This is a genomic window from Ruegeria spongiae (assembly GCF_023502395.1).
GTDB classification, from domain to species: Bacteria; Pseudomonadota; Alphaproteobacteria; order Rhodobacterales; family Rhodobacteraceae; genus Ruegeria_C; species Ruegeria_C spongiae.
Window position 1 is genome coordinate 1 of record NZ_JAMFMB010000055.1, and the last position, 13977, is coordinate 13977.

Below are 13977 nucleotides of genomic sequence, written 5' to 3' on the forward strand. Positions count from 1 at the left end.
TGGGGGACGTGGTTTAACCGCTTTATTGCGGCGCTACCGCGCCCGCTAGGTTCACTGTATGAACAATGGCATTGCCCGTACTGTGCCGGGTTTTGGATCGCGCTGGCTCTGCATGGATTGACCGGGTTTTGGACGATACCGGCACTTGCAACATTGCCGGAGTACCTTGGCGTCACTGCAATACCTACGGGATGGGTTTTGGACGCCCTGGCCTCGGCAACCTTGATCTATGCAGCAATCATCGGATTGAAAGCCATCGGCCTACCAGCCATGAAAGCGCACATGATGAAAGAAGACTTCATGAAGTCCAGTTTTTCGAAGGATGGTGCCTGAACTTTTGAAGAGTATGACTGGAGTTTGCGGGCAGAATGAATGTCCGCAAACAACCCAACCTACAAACTCTTGTCGATCTGCTCGTGAAAGGTTTGTTGCGCATCTCGGAAGCTGCAAAGCTTGGTCGTGAAGGTCCGCTTCGGGCTGATGGTGTACTAAATCCCTTTTGAATGTGAGGAAGCGCTTAGAGCAATTTTTCTGTGGCTTAATTCAGCCTTCGAAATCTTCCGCATCCTCTGCAATAGCGTCTATCGATACATCTTCAGCTGTTGGTTTGTCATGTTTGATCCTAGGCGCAGCCTTTTTCCAGACGGACAGATTTGCGCCCACTTCGCCATAAAATAGAGGAACGACTTCTTCTAAGTCGGATATGAAGTTGGCCTGTTGTGTGAACCGCCCGCCGAGGCGCTTGGACAAGAAAACGTGGAAGCCGTGCGTAACCAGATGGTCCTTGCCTTCTTGGCAGATATCAATGTCTTCCCGGAGTTCTGAGACTAAGTGCTGCGTCGGCTCGCTGGCACCAGGCCAAAGCAAACGAATATACAGCCCATCCATGTTGTCGACCTTGATCTGCCGAAGAAGCCAATTCAGCCTGGCTTTTGTCGATTTCTTATCTTCAGGTGCTCGGATGGTCATACCGACGTCGACGCACCGCCGCTTCAGGTCTGCGGTGACTTCGATAGGGGCGGCCGTATCCGGAACATCCAATGTGCATTGGAGCTGGTGGTGTTCGCGAAGCATCAGCAGCTCATCCTTTTTTCGCTGAGCCGGATCATTGATGTGCTTGCGCGACAGTTTCTCACTGACGGATGTTTCCACCAATCGGCTCAAGATCAGCGACAGGTCTCGGGTCTCCTGGTGCCAAGCGTCGACTACGATCTGTGCCTCTGGCGACCGTGCTGGAACGACACCGCCAGACGACACCAGTTTGTTGAGATCGCCCCATTCTTTGGGCATCCGATGGAAGCCCTGCACACCAGCGCTCTCGTGGTTGAGGAAGCGCCTAAGCTCATTCAGCAACAGTAGTTGGTCCTTGTCCTCGACCTGCTCATTGCTGATCAGCAACTCCGCAGTCGTGACCACATGCATCCATGACCAGTGATACACGGGAATCTTGGATCTGCTCTTCCTGACTTCCTCGACAGGATGCGCCGTCGGCGTAGTCGCGAATTGATTGGATATCGTGATGACACAATCGACGCCGTTCTCTTTGGCAAGAGCACGGTATCTTTCAATTTGCTCAGCATCGAGGGTGTTATTCCCAACTTTGGTTTCAACAAGGGCCTTCCACTCGCGGGAGCCAACCTTCAGGACAACCAATCCGTCGGGCCGATCCTTGATCGTCTTGGATTGGTTCTTGAACACAACCTCAGTGAACGCATGCACTTGAGCCCGTTTTCCGCGCTTCTGGCCTACTGATTGGAGCAACGCGGCTCCCAACTCTTCAATCTGAACCATGCAAGCCAGCACAATGGAAGTTGTGCGACCTTCCTTTGAGGTGGTTGAAAGAACGGGGAACAAACGGGCTGCTTCGCCTTGCGCCAGATAATCTGGCAACTTCTCAGTCATCTATGCGCCTACAACTTGAAATTGAATATCATGCCTCAAATAGACAGTCGCCACAGCTTTCCGTCAAGTTTTCAATGAGGTATCTTCCTCAAAACGCTGAGGGAGACGGACTCAATCGCATGTAAGTAAAAAACGCAGTCCTTGATCCAACCAATGTTCACAGCACGACAACCGTCGGACAATTCATGGGTGAGTTGGGCACTCATGAGACTACCCTACAGAGAATTCATGCAGACTTTTGAGCAAATTATGCAATCTTTTGGGGCGATTGCAGTTTTTTGCGCTTACCTACAAAACTCCTAGAAATCGAGATTCTCGACGCTGAGCGCATTCTTCTGAATGAACTCGCGGCGGGGTTCGACGACGTCTCCCATGAGTTTGGTGAAGAGATCGTCAGCTTCGACCATGTCATCCACCCGCACCTGCAGGAGTGTGCGCGCGTCCGGGTCCAGGGTGGTTTCCCAGAGCTGGTCGGGGTTCATTTCTCCCAGACCCTTGTAGCGTTGCAGCGATAGACCTTTTTCGCCCTCCTCCAGGATCGCGCGCAGCAGATCCAGGGGTCCATGGATCGCCTGCACCCGGTCGCGGCGGACCAGCGTTGCGGGTGTGCTATAGATCTCCTGCAGGCTCTGGGTGAAGCTACCGGTCTTGCGCGCCTCGCCCGAGCGCAACATTGGACCGTCCAATGTGCGCACCTCTTCCACGCCGCGCAGGATGCGCGCCAGCCGGATGCCGTGATCCTGGGTGATCCGGCCCTGCCAGCCGCGCTCGTATTCCAGTGCAATAAGGTCGAGGCGGGTGGCAACTTTGTCGGCCACGCCCTGCAGATCCGCATCCACAGCCCCCGGCACAAAGGCCCCGGCAACGGCGGCCTGTTCCAGAATATGGCGGGGGTAATGGGTCGGGAAGGCATCCAAAACGCGTTTCAATTGCCGCGCATCATCGACAACCCGGGTCAGATCCTGACCAGTGATCTCTTCGCCATTGCCGAGGCGCAGAACCGCGCCTTCGACACCCTGGTTGATCAAATAATCATCGAGTGCGGCCTGATCTTTCAAATACACCTCGGATTTACCGCGCGCCACTTTGTAGAGCGGTGGTTGCGCGATGTAGAGGTAACCTCCCTCAATCAGCTCCGGCATCTGCCGGTAGAAGAAGGTCAGCAGCAGCGTACGGATATGCGCGCCATCCACATCGGCGTCGGTCATGATGACGATCTTGTGGTAGCGCAGCTTCTCGATATTGAACTCATCGCGGCCAATGCCGGTACCCAGCGCCATCACCAGATTGCCGATTTCCTGACTGGAGAGCATCCGGTCGAACCGCGCGCGTTCCACGTTCAGGATCTTGCCACGCAGGGGCAGCACGGCCTGTGTAAGACGGTCGCGTCCGGTCTGGGCAGAGCCACCGGCCGAGTCTCCCTCGACAAGGAACACCTCGGTCTTGGAGGGGTCCTTTTCGGAACAGTCCTTGAGCTTGCCAGCGAGATAGTTCACATCCATCGCCGTCTTGCGCCGGGTCAACTCGCGGGCCTTGCGGGCGGCTTCACGAGCCAACGCGGCCTCAATGATCTTGCCGACGATCTGCTTGGCCTCGTTGGGGTTCTCTTCGAACCATTCGGCCAGCTTTTCGTTCACCATGCTTTCCACGGCAGGGCGCACTTCAGACGAGACCAGCTTGTCCTTGGTCTGGGAGGAAAACTTGGGATCGGGCACTTTGACCGACAACACACAGGTCAGCCCCTCGCGGGCGTCGTCACCGGTGAAATTGATCTTCTCGCGCTTGGCGATGCCACTGGACTGAGCATAGTTGTTGATAGTCCGTGTCAGCGCACCGCGAAAACCGGCCACATGGGTGCCGCCATCACGCTGCGGGATGTTGTTGGTGAAGGGCAGAACCGACTCGTGATAGCTGTCATTCCACCACATCGCGATCTCGACCCCGATCTCGTCACGCTCGCCCTTGATATAGATCGGCTGATCCATCACGGGGCTTTTCGAGCGGTCGAGATACTTGACGAACTCCTTGACGCCGCCTTCGTAGAACAGCTCGGTTTCCAATCGCTCGGCGGGGCGTTCGTCGATCAGGATGATGCGCACGCCCGAGTTCAGGAAGGCCAGTTCGCGCAGGCGCTTTTCCAGCGTCTCGAACGAGTATTCCAGGTTCGAGAACGTGTTGGTCGAGGCCAGAAACCGCACTTCGGTGCCGGTCTGCTCGCCGCAGTCCCCGACCACGCTCAGATGCTCGCTTGTCTCGCCGCCCTCAAAACGCGCGACATGTTCTTTGCCTTCGCGCCAGATGCGCAGTTCCAGCCAATCACTCAGCGCATTCACCACCGAAACGCCAACGCCGTGCAACCCGCCCGACACCTTGTAGGAATTGCTGTCGAATTTCCCGCCCGCATGCAGTTGGGTCATGATGACTTCGGCGGCGGAAACGCCTTCTTCCTCGTGGATGCCTACCGGAATCCCGCGCCCGTTATCGCTGACCGAGACGCTGCTATCGGCGTGGATTTTCACCGTCACATGATCGGCGTGACCAGCTAGGGCTTCGTCAATGCCGTTATCTACGACCTCATACACCATATGGTGCAGGCCCGAGCCATCATCGGTATCCCCGATATACATGCCAGGGCGTTTGCGAACTGCCTCCAACCCCTTGAGAACCTTGATGGAATCCGCGCCATATTCCTGCGGGGTTTGCTCGTTCTCGGACATTCGCGCCTTCCTATTATATTCCTGCGATTTTATACGAAACGCAGGCGGGAATGTCACGTGAATCCCCCCGTTTTTTGTGGGTTTCAGGCAGGTGAAACCTGCGAGATTCCATCCGCTTCCGTGACGGCCAGCCCCTGCGCCCAATCGCCCAGTTCGGCAAACAGCTCCGGCTCCGTTCCGGTCATCCAGGCCTGCGCGCCCAGGGCGCAGATTTCGTCATAAAGCGCGGCCCTTCGGGCTGCGTCCAGATGCGCCGCTACCTCGTCCAGCAGCAGGATCGGCGGTGTGCCGATAAGGCCAGAGAGCGCGCGTGCATTGGCCAGGATCAGTGAGATCAGCAGCGCCTTCTGTTCCCCTGTCGAGCAGTCTTTCGCCGGAACACCCTTGGCGGCGTAGACACCAAAAAGATCGCTGCGATGCGGCCCGACCAGCGCCCGCCCCGCCGCGATGTCGCGGAAGCGGGATTCCTGCAGTGCCGCGCGCAGGTCCGCTTCGCTGTCGGGCATCTCACCCTCGGACTGGATCAGATCCAGCTCTGCCGTCGGAAAGGCGGTCTCGGTGTTATTCTGGGCCCGGCGCAAGTGTTCCAGCGCCTCAATGCGACCTTGATGGATGCGGTGTCCTGCCGATGCCATCTGCTGCTCCAATGCGCCGTACCAATGGGCATCGCGCACCTCGTCTTTCAGCAGCCGGTTACGCTCGCGCATGGCCTTCTCATAGGCCAGAGCCGCCTCGGCATGGTTGGGATCAAAGCTGAGCGCAATCCGGTCGAGAAATCGCCGCCGCCCCTCGGCCCCTTCAATCCAGAGCCGGTCCATCGACGGGATCAGCCAGACAATACGGGCGATCTGCCCAAGGGTGATCTGGCTGATGCTCTTGCCGTCCAGCCGCACTTGCCGCGCTGCACAATCTTCGGACCAGGTTTCGACCTCGTACTGGCTGCCCCGCGTTTCGAGAACGCCGGCCAGTTTCCACCCCAACGCCTCGGGGCGACGTGTCATGTCCGCCGCGCTGGCCCGGCGCAAGCCGCGCCCCGGCGAGAACAGCGACACCGCCTCGATGATGTTGGTCTTGCCCGCGCCGTTGGGCCCGTGCAGCACCACCGGCCGCCCGTCCAGCACCATCTGCGCCAGCTTGTGGGACCGGAAATGCGACAGTTTGAGCGCGGTCAGGGCCAGCACGACACACGCGTCCTTCTTCTGTTCAAAAATACCTCCGCCGGAGGCATCGCGCGCAAGCGCGATCAGACGCGCATCGGCATGACCACATAGACCGCACTCTGATCATTGCCTTCGCGCATCAGGGTCGGGTCACCAGCCGAATTGAACATGAAAACCGCGTTTTCCCGATCCACCTGACTGGCGATCTCAAGCAGGTATTTGGCATTGAAGCCGATCTCAAGCCGCTCGTCACCATAGGCCACTGCCAGCTCTTCCTCAGCGGCGCCGCTATCGGGAGCGTTGACCGACAAGACCAGCTTGTCTTCATCCAGTTGCAGTTTGACCGCGCGCGACCGTTCCGAGGATACGGTCGCCACCCGATCAACAGCCTGCGCGAATTCCGAGGCATCCACCTCCAGCCGTCGGTTGTTGCCCTGCGGAATGACGCGAGTGTAGTCGGGGAAGGTGCCGTCGATAACCTTCGAGGTCAGCGTGATTTCGGGAGTGGCAAATCGCACCTTGGTTTCGCTGACCGACACGGCGATATCCATCTCGTCATCGTCCACCAGTTTGCGCAGCTCACCCACGGTTTTGCGCGGTACGATCACGCCAGGCATGTCCTCGGCCCCGGCGGGCAGTTCGGAATCGATCCGGGCCAGCCGGTGACCGTCCGTGGCCACACAGCGCAGCACCTTGCCGCCCTCAGGGCTGTCGGCCACATGCATATAGACACCGTTCAGGTAATATCGTGTCTCTTCGGTGGAAATCGCGAATTTCGACTTGTCGAAGAGACGTCGCAGCACCGCGGCATTGGCGGTGAAATTCGACTGGTACTCCGAGGAGGCCATGACCGGAAAATCTTCTTTCGGCAGGGTCGCCAGCGAAAAGTTCGACCGTCCCGCCTCAACCGTCAGACGGCCCGTGGCACTGTCGGCAGTCAGCGTGACCAGCGCCCCGTCGGGCAGTTTGCGCACGATCTCATGCAGGGTGGTGGCAGCGACGGTGGTGGCCCCGGCGCGTTCGACCTGCGCGGGCGCGCTGTCGACCACTTCGATGTCCAGATCGGTCGCCCGGAACTGAACGCTGTCGCCTTCGGCCTCGATCAGCACATTGGCCAGAATGGGGATGGTGTTGCGCCGTTCCACAACAGACTGAGCCTGCGCCACGGCCTTGAGTAGAGTGCCGCGTTCGATGCTGATCTTCATTTCCCTTGTTCCTCTGCATGGGCCGGGACACGCACCCTAGCGGGTTGCCGCACCGACACAAGATTTTTTACAGATTTGTCAGCCGGAAAGACACGGGCGTCAAGGCCCGTGCCACCCTCGGAATGCAGTTCCCGGCCGAACGTGTGGAGGAACACACAAATGGCCGGGAAATCGGACTGAGATCAGGCCTCGAGCGCGCGGCGCAGCATCTCGACATCTTCGGCGATCTGGCCATCGGTCAGCTTCAGCTCTTCGATGCGGCGCACGCCGTGCATGACGGTGGTATGGTCGCGCCCGCCAAAGCGTCGCCCGATCTCGGGCAGGGACCGGCTGGTCAGCTGTTTGCACAGATACATGGCGATCTGCCGGGGCCGCGCATAAGAGCGCAGGCGTTTGGGACCGATGATGTCGCTGAGGCGGATGTTGAAATAATCCGAGACCTTGCGCTGAATTTCCTCGACCGTGATTTTGCGTTCCGAGGCGCGCAGGACATCGGCCAGGCAATCCTGGGTCAGTTCCATGTCGATCTCGCGCCCGACCAGCGAGGCAAAAGCGAATAGCCGGGTCAGCGCGCCTTCCAGCACGCGCACATTGGTCGAGATGCGATGGGCCAGAAACTCCAGCACGCCGTCGCGGATATTCAGATCGGGATAGGTGGCGCTATGCTGCTGCACCTTGTTCTGCAGGATGCCCAGGCGTAGCTCGTAATCGGTGGGATGCAGATCGACGACCAGACCACATTGCAGGCGCGATTTCACCCGGTCTTCCAGGTCCTTGATCTCACCCGGTGCGCGATCGGCCGAGATGATGATCTGCTTGTTCTGATCCACCAGCGCGTTGAAGGTGTGAAAGAACTCCTCCTGGGTGCTGTCCTTGCCGGCGATGAACTGCACGTCATCGACCATCAGCACATCAACCGAGCGGAACAAGTGCTTGAAATCCATCATGCGGCGTTCACGCAGGGCCTGTACGAAGCGGTACATGAACTGTTCTGCGGACAGGTAGAGGACATTCAGCTCGGGCTGGCGTTCGCGCAGTTCCCAGGCGATGGCGTGCATCAGGTGGGTTTTGCCCAGACCCACACCGCCATAAAGAACAAGCGGGTTAAAGGTGACCGGGCCACCCTCGGACACACGACGGGCTGCCGCATGTGCCAGTTCGTTCGGCTTGCCGACCACAAAGCGTTCAAAAGTGAAACGTTTGTCCAGCGGGGCGGTCTGTAACGCATCCAGCGGTGTATTGACGGATGCAGAACGTACGGGCGCAACATTGAGCATATCGATTTCGTTCTGCTGGTCCGCCTCGTCAGCAGAGGCGGCGGGGCGTGCGGGTGAGTTCGCCGCAACGCGAAAGGCCAGGCGGCGCACGTCTTCCCCGGACGTGTTCAGCTCATACAGGATGAGATCCGCAAAATTCTGGCTGACATAGTTTCCCACGAAATTCGTCGGTACCGAAAAGACAGCCACGCCATCTTCCAGTTCCTGAAATTTCATCGGCTCGATCCAGGTCGTATAGTTGTTTTTGCCGACTGTCTTGAGCAGCCGTTCGCGAAGTTGTCCCCATTTCTCTTGTGTCATCAAGCGCCTCACGCATCCCTCGTTTTGCCAGGCCGCATCGGGGCGGCCGTTATTTATGCCATTTATTGACCGGGTTCGGGCCGGCCACGGTTCACGCGCATGAGGATTGCGTCATCGGAAATTGATCCGATGCAAGTTGCCCGTCCCTCAGGCAACAATACCGATCAAGCACACGGATTCCGCAGTGACGACGGAACCGTGCCCTTTTCATTCGGCACACAACTTTGTCTAGACAGGGCTACGCCGCGTGGCAGTACGCAGCTGGCAGCAGACCAATTCCTCGGGTGTCTCCCGAACCGTGGCTTGCGTTTGCGCTCTTTTCTGATGCCTGTCAGATCCGACCGAAAACGTCCTGTCCCCCCAGCGAGTGAATCGCTGGAACAGTGGTAGCAACACGATGGGCGGCGCGGCAACGAAACTCTGATGTTGACTCAGCCTTTACTGACAACGAATCTCAGGCGCCTGCGGGACAGCGGCAATGTTGCAACAGCCATAAAAAAAGGCACCGCGAGGGTACCTTTTTTCAATCTTCGAATTTTTGCGGATTCGCCGGCGGTTCAGGCCATCGCCTTCACGCGCGCGGACAGGCGCGACATCTTGCGGGAGGCGGTGTTCTTGTGGAAGACGCCTTTGGACACGCCGCGCATCAGTTCGGGCTGTGCCGCGCGCAGGGCTGCGGTTGCCGCGCCCTGATCGCCGGATGCGATGGCTTCTTCAACTTTGCGGAGGTGGGTGCGGATGCGCGAGCGACGCGCCTTGTTGACTGCGAACCGCTTTTCGTTCTGACGGGCGCGCTTCTTTGCTTGGGGTGAATTGGCCATGTGGTCTGTTACCTTATCTCGGTTCCGTTATCTCGATTGCGCAATGACGGAACCTGCAGGGACCAGAGTTCACCCTTGTGATTCGGGCCTGAGCGGGCCGCACGCGCATGTATAGCGGCGCTCATTACCCAAGTTCGACGGGCTTGCCAAGCCCAATCTTGGCCGGGCCGGCCTGACCGCGCATCAAGCGCGCACTACCGGTCGCGGAACTGCGCCTCGCGCTTTTCCAGGAAGGCGGCCATGCCTTCTTTCTGATCTTCGGTGGCGAACATCGAATGGAACACGCGGCGTTCGAACAGCATGCCCTCATTCAGGGTCAGCTCATAAGACCGGTTCACCGATTCTTTAACGGCCAGCACGCTCAGCTGCGATTTCTCGGCCACCTTCTGCGCGGCGGCCATCGCTTCTTCCATCAGCTTCTTGGCGGGCACGACGCGGCTGACCAGACCGGCGCGCTCGGCCTCTTCGGCATCCATGAAACGCCCTGTCAGGTTCATGTCCATGGATTTCGACTTGCCCACGAAGCGGGTCAGACGCTGCGACCCGCCCATGCCCGCGATGACACCCAGATTGATCTCGGGCTGGCCGAACTTGGCATTGTCCGCCGCAATGATGAAATCGCACATCATCGCCAGCTCACAGCCGCCGCCCAGCGCATAACCCGACACGGCCGCGATGATCGGCTTGCGGATGGCCGTGATGCGGTCGTTGGTCGAGGCGAACAGGTTCTCCTCGAATACTTCGACAAAACTCTTCTCGGACATTTCCTTGATATCGGCCCCGGCGGCAAAGGCCTTGTCGGACCCGGCCAGGACCACACATCTGACCTTGTCGTTCTCATCAGCCGCTTCCAGCGCCGTGCACAGCTCACCCAGCAACTCGGTGTTGAGCGCGTTCAGCGCGTCGGGTCGGTTCAGCTTGATAAGGGCGACGTGGTCTTCAATGTCGACGGTGATCGTCTGAAAAGCCATTGAGTGGTGCTTTCGGTTGTTCCGGTCAGAAGCGATTCCTTACCATGCACAGCCTATGGTTCAAGCTATCTTTGGCAAGCCGGACAATAGAAGGACGACCGCCCTGACTGCACGATGCGCGCGATGACGCCGGGGCAATCGGGGGTGCGGCAGGGCTGCCCCTCGCGGTCATAGACATCGAACCGGTGCTGAAAATATCCAAGTTCTCCATCGGCTTGCCGGAAATCGCGCAGGCTCGACCCGCCCGCCTCGATCGCCTCGGACAGGACTGCGCGGATGATCGGTACCATCGCCGCCACACGGGGTGCAGAAATTTTGCCAGCCTTGCGGCGCGGCGAGATACTGGCGCGATAGAGCGTCTCGCAGACATAGATATTGCCCAGACCGGCAACGATCCCCTGATCCAGCAGCGCCGATTTCACCGGCGTGTTGCGCCCTTTGAGGGCCGCGATCAGATGCGGCTCGTCAAAGGCGTTGCCCAGCGGTTCCGGCCCCAGCACCACAAGCAGCTTGTGCTGTTCGGCCCCGTCGGTCGGCATCAGATCCATCGCGCCGAACCGGCGCGGGTCGTTGAAGGTCACCCGCGCACTGTTGCCCATGTGAAACACCACATGGTCATGTTTTTCCGGCATCGGATGCTCATGCAGGAACTGGCCCAGCGGATCACCCGAGACGGTCATCCGCCCCGACATGCCCAGATGCACCAGCAGCGTCTCACCGCTGCTCAGATCAAGCAGCAGGTATTTCGACCGCCGCCGCAACCGGTCGACGCGTACATCGCTCAGCCGTTCGGCCATGCGATCGGGGAACGGCCAGCGCAAATCGGGGCGGTTGACCTCGGTCCGTTTCAGGATCACACCCTCCATCGCGGGCAAAAGGCCGCGCCTTACGGTCTCGACCTCGGGCAATTCGGGCATTATGGCACTCCTGTCCAATGGGCCGCATTGTGCCCGCCTCTCAGCGTCCTATAACAAGGGCGAAATTCAGCAAACGGCAAGCCGCATGTCAGACAAGACCGACAAAACCACCCATTTCGGTTTCGAAACCGTCCCCGAGTCTGAAAAGGCCGGGCGGGTGCAAGGCGTTTTCAACTCGGTCGCCTCGAAATACGACGTCATGAACGATGTGATGAGCGTCGGCATCCACCGGGTCTGGAAAGATGCGATGATGGATTGGCTCGCCCCGCGCCCCGGTCAGCGGCTGCTGGACGTGGCAGGTGGCACCGGCGACATCTCGTTTAGGTTTCTCAAACGCGCGGGCCACGGTCACGCCACGGTGTTGGACCTGACCGAGCCGATGCTGATCGAAGGGCGCAAACGCGCCGAGGCCGAACAGATGGCCGACAGTCTGGATTGGGTGGTCGGCGACGCCATGGCGTTGCCGTTTGAGGCCAACAGCTTTGACGTCTACACGATCTCGTTTGGCATCCGGAACGTGACCCGCCCGCAAGAGGCCCTGAACGAGGCGTTTCGCGTGCTGCGCCCCGGTGGCCGCCTGATGGTGCTGGAATTCAGTCAGATCCCCAATGACGGGCTGCAAAAACTCTATGACCTCTACAGTTTCAACGTGATCCCGCGGATGGGGCAGATGATCGCCGGTGACCGCGACAGCTATCAGTATCTGGTAGAATCGATCCGCAACTTCCCCGATCAGGACACCTTCCTGTCGATGCTCCGCAAGGCCGGGTTCGAGAACGCCAAATATCGCAATCTGAGCATGGGGATCGCCGCCCTGCATTCCGGCTGGAAAATCTGACCCATGCGTGGCCCCCACAACATCATCCGCCTGATCCGCACAGGCGCCACGTTGGAGCGCACCGGCGCCATGAATGTGGTGCTCGACGCCTTCGAAGCCCCCGCCGCCTTGCGGTTTGTGGCCCATGCGCTGGGCAAACCGTTCCAGTGGCTCGGCTACAAGGGTGACCCCGCCATGCCACCCGCCACCCGCGCGCTGACCGCGCTTGGTCCGGCTTATATCAAGTTCGGCCAGATCCTCTCGACCCGCCCCGACGTGGTGGGCGACGAGTTGGCGGTGCAGTTGCGGGTGTTGCAGGACAAGCTGCCGCCGTTCTCCCGGCAGGAAGCGATGGAAGAGGTCGAGCGCGAACTCGGTCTGCCCGTACCCGAACTGTTCGAGGAATTCAGCGAGCCGATCGCCGCCGCCTCGATCGCACAGGTCCACAAGGCCCGCGTGGCCGGTGGTGGCAAAGAGGTCGCCGTCAAGGTGCTGCGCCCGGGCATCGAACGGGCGTTTCAAAAAGACATCGACGCCTTTTACCTCGCCGCCCGCATCGTTGAGCTCTTTGCGCCCGGCGCCCGCCGGTTGCGTCCGATGGAGGTGATCGAACATTTCCACGGCGTTGTCCGCGGAGAGCTGGACCTGCGCCTGGAAAGCTCGGCCGCCTCGGAATTTGCCGCCAACACTCAAAAGGACGAGGGTTTCCAACTGCCCGCGATCATGTGGTCGCTGTCCGCCCGCCGGGTGATGACACTGGGCTGGGCTGACGGTGTCTCGCTGGGAGACAATGACGCGCTGGACGCTGCCGGCCATGACCGCCGCATCCTCAGCGAACGGGTGCTGACGCTGTTCCTGCAGCACGCCTTGCGCGATGGTTACTTCCACGCGGACATGCATCAGGGCAACCTCAAGGTCGCGCCCAACGGCGATATCGTGGCTTATGATTTCGGTATCATGGGCCATATCGACCAATACACCCGCCGGGTCTATGCCGAGATCCTCTTCGGTTTCATCCGCCGTGACTACAAGCGCGTGGCCGAGGTGCATTTCGAGGCAGGCTATGTCCCCGCCGACCGCGATGTCGACGAATTCGCCCGTGCCTTGCGCGCGGTGGGCGAGCCGATTTTTGGTATGGATGCCAGCCACATCTCGATGGGCCGTCTACTCACCTATCTCTTCGAGGTGACCGAGCGCTTCGGGATGGAAACCCGCACTGAACTGATCCTGCTGCAACGGACAATGGTCGTGGTCGAGGGTGTGGCCCGCTCGCTGAACCCGCATATGAATATCTGGGAGTCAGCGCGCCCGGTGGTGGAAAGCTACATCACCGAATCCATCGGCCCGCGCGCGGTGCTGTCGGATGTCGCCGATACTGCCAAAGTGCTGGCCCGGTTCGGCCCACGCCTGCCCGCGCTGGTCGAAAAGATGCTGATCGCCCAGGCGACCGAAGAACCGCCGAAGCCGCCGAAATCCCAACTGCTATGGACCGCGCTGGCCGGATCGGGCGCCGGTGCAGGGATTGTGTTGCTGATCGGCGCCCTGTTCTGAGCCGATCCCCAGTCTTCATCTGGCTAAGAATATCTACCATGTGAAGTCCGCCAGCACCTTCGCACAACGGAATCAAGGCATTGAGCGTCAAAACCTCAAATATCGGAACGCTCATTGTGTTCAGTCCCGGCATCTGGTGGATCGGATTGAGGATGAACCGATCTGGCTCTGAAGTCCAGATTTTGCAGTTGTACTCATAGCGTGTAAGGCAGGCGAGCGTTTTTCCCCGGACAGACTTATCCTACGAGTTCTGTGACAGGTATGCCAAGTGTGGTGTAACGGTTTAGGATGGCGACACGGATTGCCAATTATTTCACCCCACATTCGTTGCGGACATAC

11 protein-coding genes and 1 pseudogene are annotated in these 13977 nt (G+C 59.3%); 3 read left to right on the forward strand and 9 right to left on the reverse strand.

The features are described from left to right. A partial coding sequence (locus M3P21_RS21660; RefSeq protein ID WP_249713562.1) for a hypothetical protein occupies nucleotides 1-333 on the forward strand: 333 nt, incomplete at its 5' end. 210 nt (nucleotides 334-543) lie between these two features. Here M3P21_RS21660 and M3P21_RS21665 read toward each other — a convergent pair. The 8 genes from M3P21_RS21665 to mutM all read right to left on the reverse strand — a co-directional run bounded on the left by M3P21_RS21665 (nucleotide 544) and on the right by mutM (nucleotide 11270). Then, nucleotides 544-1902 carry a hypothetical protein gene (locus tag M3P21_RS21665; RefSeq protein ID WP_249713564.1) on the reverse strand — a complete coding sequence of 453 codons (1359 nt, stop codon included), beginning with the start codon at nucleotides 1900-1902 and terminating at the stop codon, nucleotides 544-546. 299 nt (nucleotides 1903-2201) lie between these two features. After that, on the reverse strand, nucleotides 2202-4619 hold the full coding sequence (gyrB, locus tag M3P21_RS21670) for a DNA topoisomerase (ATP-hydrolyzing) subunit B (protein ID WP_249713565.1): 2418 nt from the start codon (nucleotides 4617-4619) through the stop codon (nucleotides 2202-2204). 83 nt (nucleotides 4620-4702) lie between these two features. Further along, entirely contained in the window at nucleotides 4703-5800 is a 1098-nt protein-coding gene (recF, locus tag M3P21_RS21675; protein WP_249713567.1) for a DNA replication/repair protein RecF, read from the reverse strand. 62 nt (nucleotides 5801-5862) lie between these two features. Continuing rightward, complete coding sequence (gene dnaN, locus M3P21_RS21680) at nucleotides 5863-6984, reverse strand: DNA polymerase III subunit beta (RefSeq protein WP_249713569.1); 1122 nt, start codon at nucleotides 6982-6984, stop codon at nucleotides 5863-5865. Between the two features lie 182 nt (nucleotides 6985-7166). Next, complete coding sequence (gene dnaA / locus M3P21_RS21685) at nucleotides 7167-8561, reverse strand: chromosomal replication initiator protein DnaA (protein ID WP_249713571.1); 1395 nt, start codon at nucleotides 8559-8561, stop codon at nucleotides 7167-7169. A gap of 557 nt (nucleotides 8562-9118) precedes the next feature. Further along, the gene (gene rpsT / locus M3P21_RS21690; RefSeq protein ID WP_249713573.1) at nucleotides 9119-9382 is read right to left on the reverse strand and encodes a 30S ribosomal protein S20; all 264 of its coding nucleotides are present in this window, start codon (nucleotides 9380-9382) and stop codon (nucleotides 9119-9121) included. Nucleotides 9383-9576: 194 nt separating this feature from the next. Beyond that, entirely contained in the window at nucleotides 9577-10353 is a 777-nt protein-coding gene (gene acuK / locus M3P21_RS21695; RefSeq protein ID WP_249713574.1) for an acryloyl-CoA hydratase, read from the reverse strand. A 65-nt stretch (nucleotides 10354-10418) separates the two neighbouring features. Beyond that, complete coding sequence (mutM, locus tag M3P21_RS21700; protein ID WP_249713576.1) at nucleotides 10419-11270, reverse strand: bifunctional DNA-formamidopyrimidine glycosylase/DNA-(apurinic or apyrimidinic site) lyase; 852 nt, start codon at nucleotides 11268-11270, stop codon at nucleotides 10419-10421. 85 nt (nucleotides 11271-11355) lie between these two features. Between mutM and ubiE the strand changes: the two genes are divergently transcribed. After that, nucleotides 11356-12108: a bifunctional demethylmenaquinone methyltransferase/2-methoxy-6-polyprenyl-1,4-benzoquinol methylase UbiE gene (gene ubiE, locus M3P21_RS21705; RefSeq protein WP_249713578.1), complete on the forward strand. Its 753-nt coding sequence runs from the start codon at nucleotides 11356-11358 to the stop codon at nucleotides 12106-12108. A gap of 3 nt (nucleotides 12109-12111) precedes the next feature. Beyond that, a complete protein-coding gene (gene ubiB, locus M3P21_RS21710) occupies nucleotides 12112-13638 on the forward strand; it encodes a 2-polyprenylphenol 6-hydroxylase (protein ID WP_249713580.1) in 1527 nt (508 codons plus the stop codon). Nucleotides 13639-13753: 115 nt separating this feature from the next. Here the strand turns inward: ubiB and M3P21_RS21715 are convergent. After that, a pseudogene (locus M3P21_RS21715) lies at nucleotides 13754-13867 on the reverse strand (IS481 family transposase); the annotation flags it as partial. Between the last annotated feature and the right edge of the window lie 110 nt (nucleotides 13868-13977).

Bases quoted from the DNA above. Each gene is read 5' to 3' on its own strand.
- rpsT (WP_249713573.1), bottom strand. From the start codon at position 9,382: ATGGCCAATTCACCCCAAGCAAAGAAGCGCGCCCGTCAGAACGAAAAG.
- dnaA (WP_249713571.1), bottom strand. From the start codon at position 8,561: ATGACACAAGAGAAATGGGGACAACTTCGCGAACGGCTGCTCAAGACA.
- mutM (WP_249713576.1), bottom strand. From the start codon at position 11,270: ATGCCCGAATTGCCCGAGGTCGAGACCGTAAGGCGCGGCCTTTTGCCC.
- ubiB (WP_249713580.1), top strand. From the start codon at position 12,112: ATGCGTGGCCCCCACAACATCATCCGCCTGATCCGCACAGGCGCCACG.
- gyrB (WP_249713565.1), bottom strand. From the start codon at position 4,619: ATGTCCGAGAACGAGCAAACCCCGCAGGAATATGGCGCGGATTCCATC.
- dnaN (WP_249713569.1), bottom strand. From the start codon at position 6,984: ATGAAGATCAGCATCGAACGCGGCACTCTACTCAAGGCCGTGGCGCAG.
- acuK (WP_249713574.1), bottom strand. From the start codon at position 10,353: ATGGCTTTTCAGACGATCACCGTCGACATTGAAGACCACGTCGCCCTT.
- ubiE (WP_249713578.1), top strand. From the start codon at position 11,356: ATGTCAGACAAGACCGACAAAACCACCCATTTCGGTTTCGAAACCGTC.
- M3P21_RS21665 (WP_249713564.1), bottom strand. From the start codon at position 1,902: ATGACTGAGAAGTTGCCAGATTATCTGGCGCAAGGCGAAGCAGCCCGT.